Below are 22,140 nucleotides of genomic sequence, written 5' to 3' on the forward strand. Positions count from 1 at the left end.
ATTTTTTTCCTTTGGCAGATTTTTTGTTTAAATAAATGACGATGTTTTTGAAAATCAGCAAAACATCTTTTATTTTTGCAAAAAATTAATATATAAATATTATGTATTGGACATTAGAATTAGCCTCTTATTTGAGCGATGCGCCGTGGCCTGCCACTAAGGATGAATTAATCGATTACGCCATTAGAACAGGTGCGCCACTGGAGGTAGTAGAGAATTTACAGTCTATCGAAGATGAGGGAGACCAGTATGAATCTATCCAAGAAATTTGGGCAGATTACCCAACTGATGATGATTTCCTTTGGAACGAAGACGAATATTAAAATCAAGGAACCTTGAACCCTCTGAAAATTTACGAGGGTTTTTGTGTTTTTTAGTCAGTTGAATTTTTAAAACAAATTATAAATAAATTTTGAGCGATGCATTCGCTCAAGTATAGCCAAAGAATTATGGGTTTTTTAGATAAAATATTAAAGAGTTTCCTTGGAGATAAAAACGAAAAGGATGTAAAAGAACTAAGAAAAATTGTGGATCAAGTTCTTGCGGAAGAAGCAAAACTTGAAAGCCTTTCAATCGATGAGTTGAGAGCTAAAACACAAGAGTTTAAAGCAAAAATTAAAGAAGCAACCAAAACGCAAGACGAGAAAATTGCAGAATTAAAAGCAAAGGTTGATGACCTTGAAAACATTGATGAGAAAGATGCTATTTTTGCTGAAATCGATGCGCTGAATGCAGAAAAGTACAAATTAGAGGAAGGTGTTTTAGAAGAAATTTTGCCACAAGCCTTTGCGGTGGTTAAGGAAACTGCTAAAAGATTTTATCTTAACGATACATTGGAAGTTACAGCTACTCCATTTGATAGAGAACTTTCTGGTTCTAAAGATTATGTGAGACTTGAAGGCGAAGACAAAGCCATCTGGAATACTTCTTGGGACGCAGCGGGCAAAGCCGTAAACTGGGATATGATTCACTACGATGTTCAGTTGATAGGTGGTACTGTGTTGCACCAAGGTAAAATCGCAGAAATGCAAACAGGGGAGGGGAAAACGCTCGTGGCGACTTTGCCTCTTTACTTAAACGCATTGCCAGGTCGTGGGGTGCATGTGATTACTGTAAACGATTATTTGGCTAAGCGTGACTCGGCTTGGATTGGGCCTTTGATGGAATTCCATGGATTAAGCGTGGATTGTATCGACAATCACCAGCCAAACTCTGAAGGGCGTATCGCAGCCTACAAAAAAGACATTATTTATGGAACCAACAACGAATTTGGTTTCGACTACTTGAGAGATAACATGGCGACTTCTACCGATCGTTTGGTTCAGCAAGAATTAAACTATGCGGTAATCGACGAGGTGGATTCTGTATTGATTGATGATGCGCGTACACCGCTCATTATTTCTGGTCCTGTGCCTCAGGGAGATCGCCAAGAATACGATATTTTAAAACCAAATATCGAGCAAATCGTAATGAAGCAAAGACAAGAATTATCTTCTGCTTTAAACGAGGCTAAAAAATTATGGAAAGATGGCGATAAAAAAGCGGCAGCTTTTGAAATGATGAAAGTTCACCGTGGATTGCCAAAATATAAGCCTTTAATTAAATTCTTGTCTGAAGAAGGTACTCGTACTCAATTACAAAAAACAGAGGCTTTCTATATGCAGGATAACAATCGTGAAATGTGGCAAATCGATCAGCATTTGTATTTTACGATTGATGAAAAAAATAACCAAATCAACCTTACAGATAAAGGTATCGATTTCCTAACTCGTGGTTCTGAGGATCCAAACTTCTTTATCCTACCAGAAATCGGAGAGGAGGTTGCAAAAATTGAGCAAGAAGGGTTACCAAAAGAAGAAGAACACGCCAAGAAAGAAGAATTCTTCAGAGATTATGCCATTAAATCTGAGCGTATCCACACGCTTCACCAATTGTTGAAAGCCTACACTTTGTTTGAAAAAGATGTGGAATATGTCGTGATTGATGGGCAAGTGAAAATCGTGGATGAGCAAACAGGGCGTATGATGGAAGGTCGTCGTTATTCAGACGGATTGCACCAAGCACTTGAAGCCAAAGAGAATGTGAAAATCGAGGCAGCTACTCAGACCTTTGCTACAATTACTTTGCAGAACTACTTCAGAATGTATAACAAACTTTCTGGAATGACAGGTACTGCGGAAACCGAAGCAGGCGAATTCTGGGAAATCTATAAATTAGATGTGGTAGCCATCCCAACCAATAAACCAATTGCGAGAGACGACCGCCAAGATTTAATTTATAAAACCAATCGTGAAAAATACAACGCGGTAATTGATGAGATTGTAAAACTATCTCAAGAAGAAAAAAGACCAGTCCTTGTGGGTACTACTTCGGTAGAGGTTTCTGAGTTATTGTCTAAAGCCTTAAAACTTAGAAAAATCGACCACAATGTATTGAACGCTAAATTGCACAAGCAAGAAGCAGATGTGGTAGCAGAAGCAGGGCAACCTGGGAAAATCACTATTGCAACCAACATGGCAGGTCGTGGTACGGATATTAAAATTTCGGACGAAGTAAAAGAAGCAGGTGGTCTTGCCATCATCGGGACAGAAAGACATGATTCTCGTCGTGTAGATAGACAGTTGCGTGGTCGTTCTGGGCGTCAAGGAGATGTAGGTAGCTCACAATTCTTTGTTTCGTTGGAAGATAGCTTAATGCGTTTATTCGGTTCAGAAAGAATTTCAAAATTGATGGATCGTATGGGGCACAAAGAAGGAGATGTTTTACAGCACTCTATGGTGTCTAAATCAATCGAAAGAGCACAGAAAAAAGTAGAGGAAAACAACTTCGGAATCCGTAAAAGATTGCTTGAGTATGATGATGTAATGAACAAGCAGCGTGAAGTAATCTACAAACGCCGTAAAAATGCCTTGAATGGTGAGCGTCTAGATACCGACATTGCCAATATGATTTTTGATACCGCTGCTGGAATTGTAAATCAGCACAGAAGTACAGGAGATTTCGAGGCATTCAAAGTTGATTTGATTACACATTTCACCATGGAGTCGCCAGTAGATGAAAACGAATTCAAAAACGGCAATATTCAGAATTTAATAGATAAAGTATATCATTCAGCGATTGAAGATTACAAAATCAAAGTTCAAACTACGGCAGAAAAAGCTTTCCCAGTTGTAGCAAATGTTTACGAAAACAGCGGGCACCAATTCCAGAGAATTCAAGTTCCATTTACCGATGGAAACAGAAGTTTAATGATTGTGTCTGATCTTGAAAAAGCTTACAACACACATGGCAAACAGCTTTTAAAAGACTTTGAAAAGAGCGTAACTTTAGCATTAATCGATGAGCATTGGAAAGAGCACTTGCGCGACATGGACGACTTGAGACGCTCGGTACAAAACGTAACTTATGAGCAAAAAGATCCAATCGTAGTGTACAAAGAAGAATCTTTCTACATGTTTAGAGATATGATAGATACTATCAACCGTGAAGTAGTTTCATTCTTGTTCAAAGGTGAATTGCCTACGCCAGATCCAGAGCAGATTCAGCGTGCAAAACAACAGCAAGAGGAACGCACACAAGCATCTCGCGGAAACGATTTAAACGAAGGGCAAGAAGCTCAGCAACAAGCTGCAAATCAAAGCCAAATCCCAAATTGGCAAAGCCAACAGTTGACACCAAGATATGTAATGAAAATTGGTAGAAACGAAATCGTGAAAGTGAGAAATGTACAAACAGGTAGAGTAGAAGAAATGAAATACAAAAAAGCTGAGCCGCTCATCGAATCTGGCGAGTGGGTTTTAGATAAATAAAATTTCATTTCAAACTAAAATTAAAAATCCTTGTATAAATTTTATACAAGGATTTTTTTATAGATAAAGAAATCAATTGTTAAAATTCTTATTCATATTTATCACCATTCAATTGAATAGCAGTTTTTGGTAATTTTATTTCTTTGTATTTAAGTGCTGAAATAGATTTATCAACATCACCATGGTCAAAACCTTTATCCATAAATTCATCTATCAGTTTAAGTCCTTTTTGCGGAATTACTTTATAAATTCTCCAATACCAACCAGCTGCATTGTATCTCGCATAAACAAAAATTCTTTTAGATGGTTCATCAATGAAAACATAACCATATAAATCAGATAATTCTTTTGAATAAATTAATTTTCCCGATTTTGTGGCTACAAAAAAATATGGTGATGGAGTACTGACAAATGCAAAAGCACATTCATCTCTAGGAATAACTAAATCTTTTATTCCATCAAAATTAACGTCGATTAGTCGCATTTTATTAAATAGAGGAGGACATTTATATTGAATTGAATCTTCAATATAGTTCATTTGTCCATTTTTTATTGTATACGGTATTAAGTCCTCAAAGATTTGTGCAGTTCCAAAATTAAAAGAAAAACACATTACAACTGATAATATAATTTTTTTCATTTCATTATTTTTTTAAATTACTTTTCTTCTTTAAAATTTGCACAATTCATTTCGTGAATTGCACTACAAAGTGTTATATCATATACATAGGATAGGAACGATACCATACATAATGCTGTGGTAAATAGAGTTTTTTAATCATAAAAAGTTTAAATTACTTTCCAGAAATATAATGATTGATATTGTTATAATATCCTAAAATGTCACCTCTTGTACATAAATCTTTTTCTATGGGAGACAAGAAAAATAATTTATAAATAAGTGCATGCTGCTCATTCTCAAAAAAATCATCAATTAAAGAATCTCTTAAATGCAATAACTCATCACAATCAGTGATATTCTCATTCAAACGATTTTGAATAAATTTAATTTGTTTTTCAGTATAATATTTTCTGATTTCTTTTTTTGCTTCTTTGCTTTGTGAATATGATAAGAGCGATGCCATACATAATGCTGTAGTAAATAGAAATTTCTTCATAAATTAAAAAAATAAATTAACTATATTTAAAACAAAAACAAATTAAATGCCAAATATATATTAAATTGAAAGTTTTTGAAAAATTTTATCTTGAGAAAAAAAATATTAAAAGCATTGGAATATAAGGAGTAAAAGATTTATAGAAAACCCAACCGCCAGCTACAAAACAAAAAATCATACAATCCTTTCAAAAAAGCCTATAATTTACATTATGTTAAATAATGTTTTTTGTAAAAGTAAGATATTATATTCTTTATTTCAAAAACATTTATGCTCTACATCACTCCTCAAATCATTTTAATTTAAATAATAATACACCTTAATTGGATTAAAACTAAAAATCATTCAAAAACATAATTTTCTTAAGCATTATGATAATACTCATACGAGATTTTATTTAAAAATCGTATTTTAGTAAAAAATATATAGATATGATAAAGAATCTTTTACTAGCCGGATGCTTAGGGCTTATGGCATCTTGCGCTACACAACAATCGTTGGGCAATTTGCAAAACACAAAGGCAGACTACCCGATTGTTCCTGAGCCCAATGAAATTTTAATTAAAAATGGTGGCTTTGTTCTCAATAATAAAGTCAAAATTTTTGCGCCAAAATCGCTCAATAAAGAAGCTGATTTCTTGAAAGATTATTTAAAAACAGCTGCTAATGTAAAATTGAGCATTGCCGAACCTAATCAAGCTAGCGGAATTCATTTGGTGATTGATCCTTCTGTAAAGGGCGAAGAGGCTTATACTTTAAGCATTAATGACTCGAATGTAAAAATTACCGCAAGCACTTCTACAGGAATTTTTTACGGCATTCAATCATTGAGACAATTAGTTCATAATCAAAAAAATATAGAATATTTCCCAGCGGTAGAAATCAAAGACGCACCGCGTTTTGCATATCGCGGAATGCACCTTGATGTTGGTCGCCACATGTTCCCAGTGGATTTCATCAAGAAATATATCGACCTTTTGGCTTTGCACAAAATGAATAAATTTCACTGGCATTTAACCGAAGACCAAGGTTGGAGATTAGAAATTAAAAAATATCCAAAGCTTACAGAAGTCGGAGCGTATCGTGCTGAAACTGCGATTAAAAAACATTTCCCTGGTTCTGGTTTAAAAGATGAAACATTTAAAGGAGATGGCAAAAAATACGGAGGTTTCTATACTCAAGATCAAGCAAGAGATATTGTAAAATATGCCGCAGATCGCCACATTACGGTGATTCCAGAAATCGATATGCCTGGGCACATGTTGGCTGCACTGGCTGCCTACCCTGAGTTAGGAAACGGAACTGGACCTTACGAAGTTGGGAAATGGTGGGGTGTTTTCCCTCAAATTCTAGCTCCGAAAGAAGAAACATTTAAATTCATAGAAGATGTTTTGACAGAGGTTATGGATATTTTCCCAAGCGAATACATCCACATCGGTGGTGATGAAGCTCCTAAAAAAGAATGGAAAGAAAGCAAACAGGCACAGGACTTAATCCTAAAATTAGGTTTAAAAGATGATACAGAGCCTAATAAATTCGACGGAAGAAAACACACCAAAGAGGAAAAGCTACAAAGTTATTTCATCAATCGTGTTGAGAAATTTGTAAACTCTAAAGGTCGACAAATCATCGGTTGGGACGAAATCCTAGAAGGTGGACTTGCTCCAAACGCTACTGTGATGAGCTGGCGTGGCGAAGAGGGCGGAATCGCAGCGGCAAAACAAAATCACAAAGTGATTATGACTCCTGGTGATTATGTATATTTTGACCACTACCAAACTGAAAAAGACAGAGATACACAAACTCCATTTGCGATTTGTTGTTTAACGACTGTGGAAGAAGTTTACTCATACAATCCTCAGCCTAAGGAGCTTACAGAAGAGCAGAAAAAATATATTTGGGGAGCGCAAGCCAATGTGTGGACAGAGTATATCCCAACTTCTGCACAAGTAGAATACATGGCGGTACCTCGCATGGGAGCACTTTCAGAAGTAGTTTGGACTCAGCCAGATAAAAAAGATTATAACGACTTTAAACAAAGAATGCAATCGTTGAAAAAGTTGTATGATCAAATGAATGTAAATTACGAGAAAACCTTTTTTCAACAATAAATAACACAACCTTAAAAAGAAACTCGGGAATTAATTTTTCCGAGTTTTTTTATACCCATTCGTGAAGTAGCATGCCCGTTGCCACCGCCACATTGAGCGAAGTGTTTTTTCCATACATAGTTAAATGCACATGCGTATCGCATAATTTCAACGCCTCCTCTTCTACTCCATTTTTCTCATTTCCTACAATGATGGCGCAAGGAAATTTGGGGCTAAATGTTGTACAATCTATACTTTGCGAAGTTTTTTCTAAAGCAAAAATGCTAATTCTGATTTTTCAATGATTGAATAACGGGTATTATTTCCGTAGAAAATTCTATAGAAATATATTTTTCTGTACTGCGAGTTAGACGTTTTATTTTGGGCGTAAGCTCTGAAAATTGCTCAGAAATCACAAATATTTTTTGCACACCCATGGCTTCTGCCGTGCGAATGATAAGCCCTATATTTTGGGGAGATTGCACATGATTTAAAACCAAAACAATAGATTTCCCGTGCGAATCGTTGGTGATTTGGTGATGTGCAAGTTGTAATTCTTCAGTCATTTTTAATCAGGCATATTGTCGATATCGAGCAAAAATTTCTGGTGTAAAACCTCAATCAGCGGATTTTCTTTTACCATATCATTAAAGACATCTCGGCGAGTTTTGATATGCATTTCTTGTGGCACATCATCAATCACTTTTTTGTTTATGTTTACATAATAATTATTTAGCGATTGTCTTAATTCATTGATGAGCTCATCTCTCACATTTTCAAACTTCACCGCCATGGTTTCAGAATAGAAACTCAACGAAATATTTTCTTGATTCTCTATCTTCCATTGTGCCATTTTTATGATGTTATACAGCGACTCATCTTTACTTTCAAGCTTAGTTAAATAATTATTCCAGAAAGTTTCAAACTGAGTTTCAGAAAATTCATCTTTTGGCAAACCTTTATTTTCCTCCGTTAAAACTACTTTTTTAGCTTCTTCGAGTTCGCGTTCTTTCTCCTCTATTTTTTGGAGTTCTGCTTTAATCCCAAACACCGCATTTTTTGGTCTTGCCGAAATGATCGGCTTTTTATCCGTATTGGGTAAAGATTGAGCCGTTTGTTTTTCAACTTTAGGTTTAGGTGTATTTTCGGCAGGTTTAGTACTTAAATTACTAAAGAAAGCCGAAGCTAAGATTTTAAACTTTTTTTTTTAAGTTCGCCATCAGGCGTAGTGAGCGAGCATAATTGCATCAACGCAATTTCCACCGTAAGTCTTTGGTTTTTACTAGCTCTATAATTAATGTCAGCCTGATTGCAAATCTCAATAGCATCGATTAAAAATTTAGGAGTGCACTTTTGCGCTTGTTCCAAATATTTATTTTTGGTGTTTTCGCCCACATCTAGCAAATTAATCGTTTGCGGATTTTGCGCCACGAGCAAATCTCTAAAATGCCCACCCAAACCAGAAACAAACATTTGCGCATCAAAACCTTTCTTTAAAATATCATCTAAAAGGTTCAGAGCCTCAGGAATTTGATTGCCTAAACACGCATCGGTTACTTGAAAATAAAAATCATAATCAAGCACATTGAGCGTTTCGGCAACGCCTTTTAGCGTTAAATTTCCTTGCCCAAAAGTAACTAATCTATCAAAGATTGAAAGCGCATCACGCAAAGCACCATCGGCTTTTTGAGCGATTAAGTGCAGTGCATCATCTTCATAAGTTACGCCTTCTTTTTCAGCAATTTTTTGCAAGTGATTTTTAATGTCTGAAATTTGAATTCTTTTAAAATCAAAAATCTGACAGCGAGACAAAATCGTAGGAATGATTTTGTGTTTTTCGGTAGTTGCCAAAATAAAAATGGCGTGTGCAGGTGGCTCCTCCAAAGTCTTTAAAAAAGCATTAAAGGCCGCATTAGAGAGCATATGCACCTCATCTATGATATAGACTTTGTACTTGCCCGTTTGCGGTGGAAATCGCACTTGATCCACCAGCCCACGAATGTCGTCTACCGAGTTGTTTGACGCAGCATCGAGCTCAAAAATATTGAAAGCAAAATCGTTTCCTTCTGCATTCTCATCAGCATTTTCTTCGTTAATTCTGCGAGCCAAAATACGAGCACATGTAGTTTTCCCTACCCCGCGCGGACCACAAAAAAGCAACGCCTGTGGCAAATGCTCAGACGCAATGGCATGCTCAAGCGTGGTGGCAATCGCCTCCTGCCCTACAACTTCTTCGAAGTTTTGCGGACGGTATTTCCTAGCTGAAACTACATAGTTACTCATGGTATGAGCAAAGATAGGTTTTTTATTTTAATTTTGAAAAAAGAATTATTTGATAAAGGTTTTGGAAATTCCGAATCATGTTCGGAATGACATCACAGAGCGACATTCACCGCTATGTCACCTTGAACTTGATCATACCGTTTTTTTGTAAATAATATCAAGTGTTTCTTTAGCTTTTTTAAATCTAAGAGGATCATAATCTTTTATCTCTGGTTGAATTATGTTATTACTGAAGAATAATACCTCTTTTCCTACTCGACTTTGATAAGCTGTATGTTTGAATGAAAACTCTTTGGTAGAACAATCAGAATATAACTTTTTTATTTCAGAAACATTATCATAAGAAACAATCCATTTTATATTTCTTATAGATTTTATTTTATCACTTACTAGTTTGTGATTTTTATCTTCATAATGATTCATATAGAGTGTACTAGCCTTTAAATAATATGGTGGATCAAAATAAAATATTATGTTATCTTTATTTGCCTCTTCTTGTATTATATCAATTAACTCATTAGCATCTTTATTATAGAGTCTTATATTTTTTTTATATTTGGCAATAAGTTTTATTCTTTTGATAAGTTCTAATTTATTAAATCTACAATCCATAAGATAATTGCCTTTTTGCTCAACCCCACCTATTACACCCGCATTTATTATTCCTGAACGATTAGTTCTGTTAAGATAGAATGTAGAGAAACCTAAATCAAGTAAATTTGCTTCATCTTTTTTTAACTGAATTTTTTTTTGCTTTCGCCATTCGTCTATATTCAATTGAGCATTTTCAATTTTTTCACATAGTTGTTTTGTTTTATTCAATACACAATACCAAAAAGCATAGATAGACCTATCTTTGTCATTAATCGTAACTTGCTTTACATAACCTTCGATTAATAAAAATAAAGCAACAGAAGCCCCACCTGAGTATGGTTCTACATAATGACCATTTATATTATTATCAATACAAATTTTTGCAATAAATGCAGAAAGTTTATTTTTTCCGCCTGGGTATCTCAATGGTGAATAAAACATAAAATTATTTTTCAGTATACAGATTATTACTTAATATGATAAATAAAGGTTCCAAATGTGCCCAAGCTCTTTTATTGTGCTCTAAATCAATCATTGTTTCTAAATTATGAACTGCTAAGTCTAAACCATCTTTTATTAGGTCAATGTAATGCTTTAAATTTTTTAATTGATTTATATCAAGTTCATTTTTTAATTCATTATTCTTTACATAGTCAAGCATTACTTTAAGAGTTGCATTTGAATAATCCTTGTTACGATTAAATCGCAGAATATTCATAATATCTTCTGATTCAACTTCTCCTTGAATAGAATATTTATTTTTTAAATATTCTATTAATTGTGTAACTTTTTTCAAATTATTTTTTTTATTTTCTTCATTCGTTTTTAAACTTAAATCTTCAAATAAATTTTTCTCTTTTAAATAAAAATACAAAGATTGTTCTAAATAAGTTCTCAGTAAAACAGCGAAAGAATATTTTTTATCAAGTGGCAACTGTTTTAATTCTTCAAATAAATTATCAAGTTTTTGGTTTCCAAAAATTATTTTACAATTTAAAGGTATAATTCTCTCCTGATAAGAATTTCTACGATTAGTTCTTTTTGTTCTATGAGTAACATTATTTTTCTTTTCTTCTAAATCAGATTTTTTTTTAGACGATTGCCCTTTCGATTTTTCTGATGTAGGTGTTACTGAAAAATCAAATTTAGGATCACCAAATAATTTGGAAATAAATTGTTTCTTGTCTTCTTCTTTATTAAAGTCTCTCGAAAATCTCTCAGCATCAATTAAAATTTTAAAAACTTCTAAAAGTCTTATTTCAAATTCTTCTTGAGGCAAACCTATAATTAATTCTCCTGTTTCAATATCAAACTCAATACCTAAAAATTCTCTTGCAGGCTCGTATGAATAAAATCTTTCTAAATTAGTAAACTCGAAATCAGCCACGTCAATTATTAAGCCTTCTTCTTTCTCTAAAATTTCTTTACCTTCAAAAAATAAATTATAGGCTCTTAGCGGTTTTAAAATTTTAGATTTTTTTTCATTCAATACATCACAAATATCTTCAATAGACAAACCATCTTCATAATACATTTCTGCAACAAAAGAATATTGATTTCCTGTTTTCCATTTTTTCAAGGTCTCACCATTGTGTCTAGTGTAAATTATCGGATTTGCCAATAAACGATTAGGCGCTATGTAACATTTTAATTTTTTATTTACAGGAAAATTATTACGAATAATATTATCACGTAATGTTTTTGCCTTAGCTGCTGGAAGATATTTCTCAGGTTCCTGTAATAACTTTAATGCCGCTGTTCGCCTATTACCTTCGAGAACTATTTTTTTATTATTTTCAATACATATAATAGGCTCTTCACCAATAAAATACCCTTCTTCTGATATTTTTTTAGCTAACTCATAGACATTCTCATTATTAATCAAAAATTTTAATATTTGAGTTTGATTTAACGCAGTATCTCTATGTTTTATTCTAGGATTATTTAAATCTAATTGTAAAGTTTTTAAGCTATATTCAAATGTTTCCCAAGAAGAATAATCTATATACATAATAAAAATAAATTAATTTCAAATATTGGACTTGTCAACAAATATATAAAATTCTTGGCCACAAAAATTGTTTTATTAATTTTTTATTTTAAATCCCTAAAGCCAAATTTCGTTTATTTTACTCGTAATTTAGTTTGTGAAAAATATGCCAAATTCCGATTTTAAAAGATTCCGAATCAAGTTTGGAATGACATCACAGAACAACATTCACCGCTATGTCACCTTGAACTTGATTCAAGGTCTAAATAAAGCAATAAGATTCTGAAATAAATTCAGAATATGAATAAAAATCTTTTTTCTAGCTAAATAATGGAATTAATCCAAAATGTGTTATCAAGTAGATTAATAAACCTACAACGCCACCAATTACGGTTCCGTTTAGGCGTATGAATTGTAAATCTTTACCGACTTCGAGCTCTAGTTTCTGGCTGAGTTCTTTGCCTTCCCATTTCTCCACGGTTTCGCTGATGAATTTGGAAAAACCTTCACGATTTTGCTTAATTCTGTCGGCTAATTCATCGGTAATCATTGCAATTTTGGCTTTCACGGCAGGCGTATTGGCTCGCAGTGCTCTTGCCAAAATCTTTAATTGATTTTTTAAATATAGTTTAAACGCTGAATCTGGCTTATCGATTTCTTTTTGAAAGCTGAATTTTATGTTTAGCCATAAATCTTGTGCGTATTGTTTTAAATTTTCTTCTTCTAAAAAGTGGTCGCGCACTTGGTCGAGCCTTTCTTTCCATCGGTCTGATTCCTGCATATCATTGGCAAAATGGAAGAGCTGCATATCGATTTCGGAACGAATTGGGTGCTCGGGATTGGTTTTAATTTCTTGAAAATATTTGGACAAGCCACGCGTGATTTTATCGGCAATGGCATCGTCTACAAAACTTGGAATAATGCTGTAACTTTCCTTGCGCACGCGATCTCGCACAATGTCTTGATTTTGCAAGATGTATTGCTCAAGCAAATCAGAAATGTGGGTAACTAGCTTTTGGTGTTCTTGCTTTTCGATTAAATAATGTATACCATCGCCCACCAGTCGATTGAGCTGAATCTTACCCGCCATTTGTTGGGCTTGGCTTGTGATGAAATTTACCACTTCTTGGTCGTTTAGTTTATTTAAAATACTACCGCCCACTCCCATTACTTGCTCTACAATATTATTCTGATTTTCATCTTTTTCGAGCCAATCGGCGAGATGTTTAGAAAAATTGATTTTTTGTAATTGTTCGTCGATTTTTTCTTCGGTCAAAAATTCATTTACTACAAAATCGCCTAAGTTTTTTCCGATTTTATCTTTGTTATGATTAATCAAATTGGTGTGCGGAATTGGAATTCCCATGGGGTGATAAAACAAAGCTGTTACAGCAAACCAATCTGCCAAAGCCCCCACCATAGCTGCCTCTGAAAAGGCTCGGAACAATCCCGCCCACGCATTGTGCTGCATATTTTCTGCCCAAAAACTGATGACATAGACAATGAACATCAAAATCAATGCACCGAGTGCGATACCTTGATATTTTCGCAATTCTTTTTTCTTTTGTCGTTCGCGATCTTGGGTGCTTGTGGGTATTTGGGGATTCATTGTTTTTTAGTTATGACAAAAATACGATTTTATTTTTAGCTCATTTTCAACTGAAAATTAATTTAAAACTTAATAAATTAAGCCCTTGTAAGTTCTAAAACCGTAATTTCTGGCCACTCACCTACACGACCTGGAAATGCCAAATAACCAAATCCGCGATTTACATAATGCTGTCTGCCTTTGTTTTCGTACAATCCCGCCCAATGGTAATAGCGATACTGCACAGGGCTCCATTTTATCAAACCTGGGATTTCTATTCCAAACTGCATACCATGGGTGTGCCCAGAAAGGGTTAAGTGCATGAATTTTTCAAAATCCACAATGTTGTCGTACCCTGATATCTCGTGGTCAAAATGCGATGGATCGTGAGAAAGTAGGATATTGATATCGCCCTCTCTTGCATCTGCACTCGCCTTGCGAATATCCCCTTTGCGTGGGAAATATGGCGAACTCCCCCAGTTCTCTACCCCAATGATATTGAGTCTTTTACCGTTTCGCTCAATGGTTTTCATTTCGTTGTTTAGCACCGTAAATCCCATTTTACGCTGCATTTCTTGGATTTTTGCAATGCTTTCTTTTTTCTCGGCTGGTGTCAAATTTCCATAATCTCCATAATCGTGATTGCCAAGCACGGCAAACATTCCGTCTTTAGCATTTAATTGCGAAAATATCTTTTGGTATGGTACAAATTCGCTGTAATGATTATTTACCATATCGCCCGTAAATACCAAAATATCAGATTTTTGCTCATTAGCTAACTGAACGCCATAGTTTACTTTCTCTACATCGTCAAAACTTCCGCTATGAATATCTGAGAGTTGCGTAATAGTAAATCCTTCAAATTCTTCGGGCAAATCTTTAATTTTAACTTTTTTACGAATAACTCTGAAACGGTATCTCCCAAACAAAATTCCGTCTAAAACGCCCAAAAATGCCACCGAAGCTACGCCCAAAACTATAAGCGAAACAGCTTTTCTGCGACTTGGCATCGTGCCTCCATCTTTTGCTTGAAATAAATACCCCACCAAACGAAATGCATCTTCTATCATCATTCCAATGGCAATGAGGATTTTAGGCACTATAAATAGCGTGAAAAGTATGATTAATTTCTTAAAAGCTGGCGTTGCAAAATTCTTGATTCCGCTAAATAAAAAATAAATAATTGCAGCATAAATCAACGCGTTTACAACGATATAGGCGTAGAGAAATGTGTTGTTTTTGGTATAAATTCTAAATGCTTGAAACGAATAACACTCGATCAAGACTAAAAAAAGAAGGATTACATATTTAAACATAGCAGCGTTTAAACCAAAAAAAATGCCATTTTATGGCACTTTATAAATGATTGCATTAATATTCATTCCCGCACCCACGCTTGCAAAAATTATTTTGTCATTTGACTTAAATTCGTGCGTGCCGAGTTCCTTTTTCTGAATCAAGTCGAACATAGTTGGCACCGTTGCCACCGATGAGTTTCCAAATTTTTGCACCGTCATAGGTGCTACATCTTCAGGGGCTTCGGCTTTATATAATTTGAAAAGTCTTGCCACCATGGCATGATCCATTTTGGCATTAGCTTGATGCAGCAATACTTTTTTGATTTCGCCAATATCGCTACCTGAAGCATCAATCACATCTTTTATGGCTTGTGGCACATTTCTTAAAGCAAATTCATATACTTTTCGCCCTTTCATACTTACGCTTTTTGTGTAGTCTTTGCAACTAGCTTTAAGCGATGGACCGCTCATTAAGTACGAAATTTCGTCTTGTGCATAATTGTAAGTTCCATAGCCCAAAACTCCTTTTGGTTCATCACTTTCTTCGGCAGAAAGCACTACCGCCCCCGCTCCATCGCTAAAAATCAGCGCAGTGCGATCGTGCGGATCTATAGCTCTCGAAACCATGTCGCTACCAATTACCAAAATGTTTTTCGCTAATCCTGCTTGAATGAATTGCGTAGCCATAATCATCGCCTCTATCCAGCCTGGGCACCCAAAAATCATATCATACGGACGGCATTTTAAATTTTTAATGCCTAATAAGTGTTTCACTCGGGTAGACATACTTGGCATAAAATCAGCCGTTTGGCAAGATTTTTCGATATCACCATAATTAGACGCCACAATAATGTAGTCTAGCTGCTCAGGATCTAAATTTGCATCTTCCAAAGCGCGTTTTCCTGCGATTGTTGCCATTTCAGAATTTTTCATCTCAGGATTTGCATACCTACGCTCTTCAATTTCGGTAATTTCTTTGAATTTCTGAATCGTTTCTTCGTTTGATTTAAGTATTCTTTCGCCTTTTTCATCATAAAATTCATGTGACAAAAAATCTGAATTTTTCACGATATTTTCTGGCAAATAGTGTCCTGAACCTTTTATAATGGCATTAAGCATAGTTTCGATTTTTAGTTTGCAAAGATAATAAAAACAAAACGGATACTTTAAACATTAAATGATTTTTTTCATTTTTGGGGTGGGCAATGTTTTTACTAAATTAAAAATATACCAAATTATGATTTTTCTGAGATTCCGAATCAAGTTCGGAATTAAACCACGCATAATTTCACCGTCCTGTCACCCTGAACTTGATTCAAGGTCTAAATAAAGCAAAAAGATTCTGAATTAAATTCAGAATGACAAATATGAATAAAAATCTACCTAATTCGGTTTTTGAGATTCCGAACCAAGTTCGGAATGACAATTAGGGTTTAAACAAATCATGAATAAAAATATATCAAATTCCATATTTTTTATACCGAGCGTTTTATGTAACTTTGTTTAATTGTATTTTTGCATTAATGGATTTTAAAATAGTTTCAAATTACAGCCCTACGGGAGATCAGCCCAGAGCGATTAAACAACTGTCTCAAGGTATTTTAAATAACGATAAATATCAGACGCTACTCGGGGTTACAGGTTCGGGAAAAACCTTTACCATTGCTAATGTGGTGCAGGAAGTGCAACGGCCTACGCTCGTTCTGGCACATAACAAGACGCTTGCAGCTCAGCTCTACATGGAGTTTCAAGAATTTTTCTCAAACAATGCTGTGGAATATTTTGTATCCTACTACGACTACTACCAGCCAGAAGCTTACATTCCGCATTCTGGCGTGTATATAGAAAAAGATTTAAGCATCAACGACGAGATTGAAAAACTGAGGCTTAGTGCTACTTCTTCCCTACTTTCGGGGCGAAGAGATATTTTGGTCGTTGCCTCGGTTTCGTGCTTATATGGTATCGGAAACCCAACGGAATTTCACAAAAATGTGATTAAAGCCGAAGTGGGACTAGAAGTTTCTAGAACACACTTTTTGCATCAATTAGTAAATGCTCTCTACTCCCGCTCTATGGTGGATTTTGGTCGTGGAAACTTTCGTGTGCAGGGCGATACGGTGGAGATTTTCCCCGCCTATGCCGATGACGGAATCCGTTTTCATTTTTATGGCGACACAATCGAAGAGATTGAATCCTTTAATGTAGAATCGGGGAAAAGAATTTCGGGATTTGATAAAATTAATATTTATCCAGCCAATATTTTTGTGACTTCGCCCGAGACCTTAAACAATGCTATAAAAAACATTCAGATAGACTTAGGAAAACAAGTTGAATATTTTCAAAACATGGGCAAAATGCTTGAGGCAAAACGCCTTAAAGAACGCACCGAATTTGACATCGAAATGATGAAAGAGCTAGGCTACTGTTCTGGGATTGAAAACTATTCTCGCTACCTAGATGGGAGATTGCCAGGCACACGCCCATTCTGCCTGCTCGATTATTTTCCAGAGGATTATCTTATGGTGATTGATGAGTCGCATGTTACGGTGCCACAAGTGCATGCCATGTACGGGGGCGACCGAAGTAGAAAAGAAAATTTGGTAGAATACGGATTTAGACTGCCCGCTGCGATGGACAACCGCCCGCTCAAGTTTGAAGAATTTGAAGCAATCCAAAACCAAGTGATTTATGTTTCTGCAACGCCTGCAAATTACGAATTAGAAAAATCTGATGGTGTGATTGTAGAGCAAATCATTCGTCCGACGGGATTACTCGACCCCATAATCGAAGTGCGACCCTCTCAAAATCAAATGGATGATTTGATGGAAGAAATCCAAAAACGCGCCGAAATCGATGAACGCACGCTCGTGACCACGCTCACCAAGCGTATGGCAGAGGAACTTACAAAGTTCTTGACTCGCTACGGCGTAAGGACACAATACATTCACTCAGATGTAGATACGCTAGATCGTGTAAAAATCATGCAAGATTTGCGCGAGGGACTTTTTGATGTACTCGTTGGAGTAAACCTTTTAAGAGAAGGGCTCGATTTGCCAGAAGTTTCGCTTGTTGCAATTTTAGATGCCGATAAAGAAGGATTTTTAAGAAATCACCGTTCGCTCACGCAAACAGCAGGGCGTGCCGCTCGAAATGTGAATGGAAAAGTGATTATGTATGCCGATAAAATTACGGGCAGTATGCAACAAACCATTGATGAAACCGCTCGACGCAGAGAAATTCAGATTAAATACAACAAAGATCACAACAAAACGCCTCAACCACTGCACAAGAAAATCACACGCATTCAGCAAGAAGCAGAATTTGAGCAAAATCCATATGTGCGCAAAGAAGCCAGCTTAAGACAAGTGGCAGAACAACAAGCATCTTATGGCGAAGTGGACATCGAAAAACTCATCGAAGAAAAAACAAAAGCCATGGAAAAAGCTGCCAAGGATTTAGACTTCTTGCAAGCCGCCAAGTTGCGAGACGAAATCAACGAACTTAAAAATCAACAAGCTTAAAATAAACTACTTATATGAAATCCAATTTTGAATATTTACATGGAATTTTAGACTCTTGGGAGGATTCTTTTTTTAGCTTTTTGCCCAAAGCATTTTTGGCATTGGTAGTTTTTGTACTTTTCTACTTCATCGCGAGAGGAGCCAAGCGCATTAGCCAAAATTTTTATCACAAAACCTTCAAAAAGCATATCGAAATTGCTTATTTAATATCATCGCTCATTTACTTCTTTCTACTAATTTCAGGTATAATTTTAGCTTTACAGATTTTAGGTTTAGAAAAATTTATAACCAAACTTTTAGCAGGTGCTGGTATTGTGGGGATTATCGCAGGTTTTGCGTTTAAAGATGTGGCTTCCAACCTCTTTGCAGGATTATTGCTAAAGGCACAAAGCCCGTTTAAAAAAGATGATTGGGTTACGATCAATGGCACTTACGGAAAAGTGACCGAAGTAGGCTGGATTACTACAAGCATTAAAACCGTGCCAGGGCAAGAGGTGTATGTGCCTAACCAAGTGGTGTATAACAATAATTTCACCAACTACTCCACCTACGGCATGAGACGAATTATACTGCAAACAGGAGTTTCGTATGGCGATGATTTAGAACATGTAAAAAAATGCGCACTAGAAGAAGTATTAAATGCCCCCGATGCCTTAAAAGAGCAACCTATTGACATGTATTTTACAGAAATCGGAGATTCTAGCTACAATTTTGAATTAAGATTTTGGATAAAATTTGAGACCAATGACAATTATCGTGTGGCACTGAGTGATATAATTATGCGTGTCAAAAAACGATTTGAGCAAGAAAACATTTCTATTGCTTACAATGTTACTACGCTAGACTTTGGGGTAAAAGGTGGCGTAAATATCTTTGATAAACAAATTCAAGTAAAAAGCGAATAAATCTTCTCTGTTTTAAGATTTATTCGCTTTACAATGGACTATCTATGGCATATTCACAACACCACACCCATCTACAAGCCAGCGATTATCTTGATTTACCATTTTTAATTTTAAAGTAAAATCTATCGTTTCTTTGGCTTTTAATGTAACGATATTTGTTTTTTCATCAAAAGAAACGATTTCAAAACCATCATCAGGGACATCTTGCGCATTGATAATGGGATCAAAATCTAATCCCAATTCCGGATTTTTTCTTTCGGCTTCTACAATCATGTCTATATACGATTTTTTAAAAGCTTCTGTAACCTCTTTGTTCTGCTCTACCCACTTTTTGGTTTCGGAAAGATCAGCGTCTTTTTTTATAAATTGTACGTAAGAATTAGCAAAATCAAGTGCTATTTTTTCAGCAAGAAACTCCGAAGTTTTTTCAGATAAAACAGTAGTGGCTTTTTGAATATCTCGTAATAAATCTTGTTTTTCATTTTTCCCACATGAGAAAATTATGCTAAAAACGATAAGACTAAAAATTGTTTCTTTCATGATAAATGTTTAATACTGTTAAAAGATACTTTGAAATCGGTTTTTATTTTTTTTTAAAATTAAATATCAATACATTTCGAACCTTTTTTTAAACATTTTAATTAATTTCAATTTCTTTTAAAAAGTTAATCGCTTGTTCTTGATTCCATTTTCCCAGTGTTTGAACCGAAAAAATATAGAAAGTGTTATGTTTCTCTGTTATAAAGAAATAATTATTCACCTTTATCATGCCATCTTCTTTTTTATAAATTTGAAATATTAAATAATTATCATTTGGGTTCTCTTCAATCAACTTTACATCTACTTTTACCGTATTGGTAAAATATTCTTTTTCCCATTCAAAATAGGCTTTCAGAAGATCAAATCCCTTCTTAGAACCATCTTGATTAAATTCAAACTTATTGTTTGGTCCAAGAGCAATCGATATTCTATTTCCGTTTTCATTATTGAAATATTGTTGCCTGCTGTGGTTCAAATATTCTGCCTTCTCCCACTTACCAGGGATAAACACGGTACCATAGGGCAAAACCATATATTCTGTAATATTTTTTTTCTCTACATAATGTACACCTACAATCGTGTAGGTTGCCGATTTTGGACACGAACAACTTGCCAAAAACAATAAAATTACAATTACAACGAGTGATTTAAAAATTATTTTTTTCATGATTTTTAATTTTACAGCTTAGTAAATTTAATTAAAAAAAATGAAATTTCGTTATTTTTTTAAGAAAGAATATTTACTTTGCTAGTCAATATCTTTTTGCAACTCCTGAAAAAAAGCCTCAAATTCGGATTGTTGGTCTTTTTGGATTAATTGTTTAGGAATTTTTATTTTCTTTTGGTCTGAAACAAAAATATAATCTCCTGCAAAATATTTCACTTGGCGTAAATCTTTAAATCTAATTTCCTTTTTAGGAATACCATAAACAATAAGCCTATCGTCTTTGATTTCCGCATAATTCCTCCAAATCTGGGTTAAAAAGACGAAAAAATAAAGTATCCCTACAACCAAATACAAATAATACCCCCACCAATCACTACTAGATATAAACACAAAATACAAGCCTAAAGCAATCCACAAAATCCCTAGAATGAGATTGGTATACATATATTTTTTACTAAACTGAATTTTCATAACTTATTCACTTTGAATATTATGAGCTAAAAGTTGGTTGAAAAATTTTTCGAATTCGGGCTGTTGTTCGGGCTTCATGGATTTTTTAGGGATAATTATTTTCTTTTTTGCCGAAGCAAAAATATAATCGCCCGCAAAATATTTCACTTCTTGCAAATCTTTAAACGCAATTTCTTTTTTTAAAATTCTATTGACCATGATCTTATCATCGGAAATGATTACAAAATCTCGACCGATTCGCAAGGCAAAAAATAAAAAGTAGATGACGCCAAATGCTAACATTAAATAATTGAGCAAAAACAATTCATTATTATAAAACATTGATTGCACTACAAATCCAATCATAAACAATCCAAATATAGCATTTGCAATAAGCGGCGTATTGTTATATTTTATCTTCATAACAGAATTTTAATCCTATCAAAGATACATTTCCCCCATTACAAAACAAAAAAAAGATTAACTTGAGTTAATCTTTTTTTGTTTTTAATTAAAATTATTTTTTCTTAAGGCTAAGATATAAGCCAATGGCGACAAGCACATCGACTGAATTCCACAAAGTGCGCCCAAACGAAATCTTAAAAAATGGCTGAAATAATAAAGCCAACAAAATATAAAAAACAACGGCATTTCCTTTTTTTTCTTTTTCCAAATAAGCTAAAATCAAAAATCCCGCAAAACTCAAATATCTCACCAGTTCATAAAACCCATAAGGCATTCTAAACAAGCACAATAGTAACAATATCGATAAAGCAATTTTTATATTTTTTTCCATTTTTAAAATTTCATGTAACCATATCCATTACAATTATCACACTCAACTGTACCTTCACCATCGCATTCATCACAATCATTTTCACCATCACCATTACAATTATAACAAACTACAAAACCATCTGAACAAGACCTGCAATCATTGTAACCTCTCCCACTGCAAGAAAAACATCTTTCGTAACCATCACCTAAACAAAACGAACATGTCTCATATTCACTATCTATGTAGTCGTATTCATACCCATCACCATGACAATAGATACATTCTTTTTTTCCTTTCCCCCAACAAAAAATACATTCCTCTTCACTAGTCCCATCACACTCCGAACATATCAACCTACCTTCTCCATCACAAACATCACAGGTTAAGCTCCCTTCTCCATCACATTCAAAACAGTCAATCTCCCCCTCTCCATAACAATAGTCACATTGAAATCTACATGATGTGATAAAAATTAAAACAGATAACAAAAAAAATTTTTCCATTTTTAG

General features: G+C 34.6%; 22 protein-coding genes. 5 read left to right on the forward strand and 17 right to left on the reverse strand.

What is annotated here, in order from left to right:
- Window positions 1–101 precede the first annotated feature (101 nt).
- Both ORNRH_RS00635 and secA read left to right on the forward strand, forming a co-directional pair.
- Window positions 102–323: a DUF2795 domain-containing protein gene (locus ORNRH_RS00635; RefSeq protein WP_014789985.1), complete on the forward strand. Its 222-nt coding sequence runs from the start codon at window positions 102–104 to the stop codon at window positions 321–323.
- 126 nt (window positions 324–449) lie between these two features.
- Complete coding sequence (gene secA, locus ORNRH_RS00640) at window positions 450–3,809, forward strand: preprotein translocase subunit SecA (RefSeq protein ID WP_036600999.1); 3,360 nt, start codon at window positions 450–452, stop codon at window positions 3,807–3,809.
- Window positions 3,810–3,897: 88 nt separating this feature from the next.
- On the opposite strand, the gene ORNRH_RS00645 is transcribed toward secA, so the two are convergent.
- Window positions 3,898–4,449 (reverse strand): XAC2610-related protein, encoded by a 552-nt coding sequence (locus tag ORNRH_RS00645; RefSeq protein ID WP_014789987.1) that lies wholly within the window; start codon window positions 4,447–4,449, stop codon window positions 3,898–3,900.
- A 154-nt stretch (window positions 4,450–4,603) separates the two neighbouring features.
- A complete protein-coding gene (locus tag ORNRH_RS00650) occupies window positions 4,604–4,927 on the reverse strand; it encodes a hypothetical protein (RefSeq protein ID WP_014789988.1) in 324 nt (107 codons plus the stop codon).
- Window positions 4,928–5,358: 431 nt separating this feature from the next.
- Between ORNRH_RS00650 and ORNRH_RS00655 the strand changes: the two genes are divergently transcribed.
- Window positions 5,359–7,038 carry a beta-N-acetylhexosaminidase gene (locus ORNRH_RS00655; protein ID WP_014789989.1) on the forward strand — a complete coding sequence of 560 codons (1,680 nt, stop codon included), beginning with the start codon at window positions 5,359–5,361 and terminating at the stop codon, window positions 7,036–7,038.
- Between the two features lie 49 nt (window positions 7,039–7,087).
- On the opposite strand, the gene ORNRH_RS12455 is transcribed toward ORNRH_RS00655, so the two are convergent.
- From ORNRH_RS12455 to ORNRH_RS00695, 9 genes are all read right to left on the reverse strand, one after another.
- Window positions 7,088–7,312, reverse strand: a complete 225-nt coding sequence (locus ORNRH_RS12455; RefSeq protein ID WP_311316249.1) for a TrmH family RNA methyltransferase — start codon at window positions 7,310–7,312, stop codon at window positions 7,088–7,090.
- Window positions 7,302–7,583 (reverse strand): TrmH family RNA methyltransferase, encoded by a 282-nt coding sequence (locus ORNRH_RS12460; RefSeq protein ID WP_258204924.1) that lies wholly within the window; start codon window positions 7,581–7,583, stop codon window positions 7,302–7,304. Before ORNRH_RS12460 ends, ORNRH_RS12455 begins: the two co-directional genes overlap by 11 nt.
- 2 nt (window positions 7,584–7,585) lie before the next feature.
- The gene (locus ORNRH_RS00665; protein ID WP_036600852.1) at window positions 7,586–8,068 is read right to left on the reverse strand and encodes a hypothetical protein; all 483 of its coding nucleotides are present in this window, start codon (window positions 8,066–8,068) and stop codon (window positions 7,586–7,588) included.
- Window positions 8,069–8,202: 134 nt separating this feature from the next.
- On the reverse strand, window positions 8,203–9,300 hold the full coding sequence (dnaX, locus tag ORNRH_RS00670) for a DNA polymerase III subunit gamma/tau (protein ID WP_036600854.1): 1,098 nt from the start codon (window positions 9,298–9,300) through the stop codon (window positions 8,203–8,205).
- A 132-nt stretch (window positions 9,301–9,432) separates the two neighbouring features.
- Window positions 9,433–10,335 (reverse strand): DNA adenine methylase, encoded by a 903-nt coding sequence (locus ORNRH_RS00675; protein WP_014789990.1) that lies wholly within the window; start codon window positions 10,333–10,335, stop codon window positions 9,433–9,435.
- A gap of 4 nt (window positions 10,336–10,339) precedes the next feature.
- On the reverse strand, window positions 10,340–11,905 hold the full coding sequence (locus ORNRH_RS00680) for a ParB N-terminal domain-containing protein (RefSeq protein ID WP_014789991.1): 1,566 nt from the start codon (window positions 11,903–11,905) through the stop codon (window positions 10,340–10,342).
- Between the two features lie 298 nt (window positions 11,906–12,203).
- Entirely contained in the window at window positions 12,204–13,493 is a 1,290-nt protein-coding gene (locus ORNRH_RS00685) for a DUF445 domain-containing protein (RefSeq protein ID WP_014789992.1), read from the reverse strand.
- Window positions 13,494–13,570: 77 nt separating this feature from the next.
- A complete protein-coding gene (locus ORNRH_RS00690; protein ID WP_014789993.1) occupies window positions 13,571–14,788 on the reverse strand; it encodes a metallophosphoesterase in 1,218 nt (405 codons plus the stop codon).
- Between the two features lie 30 nt (window positions 14,789–14,818).
- On the reverse strand, window positions 14,819–15,889 hold the full coding sequence (locus tag ORNRH_RS00695; protein ID WP_014789994.1) for a 3-oxoacyl-ACP synthase III family protein: 1,071 nt from the start codon (window positions 15,887–15,889) through the stop codon (window positions 14,819–14,821).
- Between the two features lie 404 nt (window positions 15,890–16,293).
- Here ORNRH_RS00695 and uvrB point away from each other — a divergent pair, with 404 nt between their 5' ends.
- On the forward strand, window positions 16,294–18,291 hold the full coding sequence (gene uvrB, locus ORNRH_RS00700) for an excinuclease ABC subunit UvrB (protein ID WP_014789995.1): 1,998 nt from the start codon (window positions 16,294–16,296) through the stop codon (window positions 18,289–18,291).
- Window positions 18,292–18,305: 14 nt separating this feature from the next.
- On the forward strand, window positions 18,306–19,196 hold the full coding sequence (locus ORNRH_RS00705; RefSeq protein WP_014789996.1) for a mechanosensitive ion channel family protein: 891 nt from the start codon (window positions 18,306–18,308) through the stop codon (window positions 19,194–19,196).
- A 42-nt stretch (window positions 19,197–19,238) separates the two neighbouring features.
- Here the strand turns inward: ORNRH_RS00705 and ORNRH_RS00710 are convergent, their stop codons facing one another.
- The 6 genes from ORNRH_RS00710 to ORNRH_RS00735 all read right to left on the reverse strand — a co-directional run bounded on the left by ORNRH_RS00710 (window position 19,239) and on the right by ORNRH_RS00735 (window position 22,134).
- The gene (locus tag ORNRH_RS00710) at window positions 19,239–19,736 is read right to left on the reverse strand and encodes a hypothetical protein (RefSeq protein WP_014789997.1); all 498 of its coding nucleotides are present in this window, start codon (window positions 19,734–19,736) and stop codon (window positions 19,239–19,241) included.
- A 97-nt stretch (window positions 19,737–19,833) separates the two neighbouring features.
- Window positions 19,834–20,403, reverse strand: a complete 570-nt coding sequence (locus tag ORNRH_RS00715) for a hypothetical protein (protein ID WP_014789998.1) — start codon at window positions 20,401–20,403, stop codon at window positions 19,834–19,836.
- 81 nt (window positions 20,404–20,484) lie between these two features.
- On the reverse strand, window positions 20,485–20,874 hold the full coding sequence (locus ORNRH_RS00720; protein ID WP_014789999.1) for a hypothetical protein: 390 nt from the start codon (window positions 20,872–20,874) through the stop codon (window positions 20,485–20,487).
- A 3-nt stretch (window positions 20,875–20,877) separates the two neighbouring features.
- Window positions 20,878–21,276, reverse strand: a complete 399-nt coding sequence (locus ORNRH_RS00725; RefSeq protein ID WP_014790000.1) for a hypothetical protein — start codon at window positions 21,274–21,276, stop codon at window positions 20,878–20,880.
- Window positions 21,277–21,370: 94 nt separating this feature from the next.
- Window positions 21,371–21,649: a DUF6804 family protein gene (locus tag ORNRH_RS00730; protein WP_014790001.1), complete on the reverse strand. Its 279-nt coding sequence runs from the start codon at window positions 21,647–21,649 to the stop codon at window positions 21,371–21,373.
- A gap of 2 nt (window positions 21,650–21,651) precedes the next feature.
- Window positions 21,652–22,134, reverse strand: a complete 483-nt coding sequence (locus ORNRH_RS00735) for a DnaJ-like cysteine-rich domain-containing protein (protein WP_014790002.1) — start codon at window positions 22,132–22,134, stop codon at window positions 21,652–21,654.
- Between the last annotated feature and the right edge of the window lie 6 nt (window positions 22,135–22,140).

Origin of the sequence: Ornithobacterium rhinotracheale DSM 15997 (assembly GCF_000265465.1) — a bacterium.
Taxonomy (GTDB): Bacteria; Bacteroidota; Bacteroidia; order Flavobacteriales; family Weeksellaceae; genus Ornithobacterium; species Ornithobacterium rhinotracheale.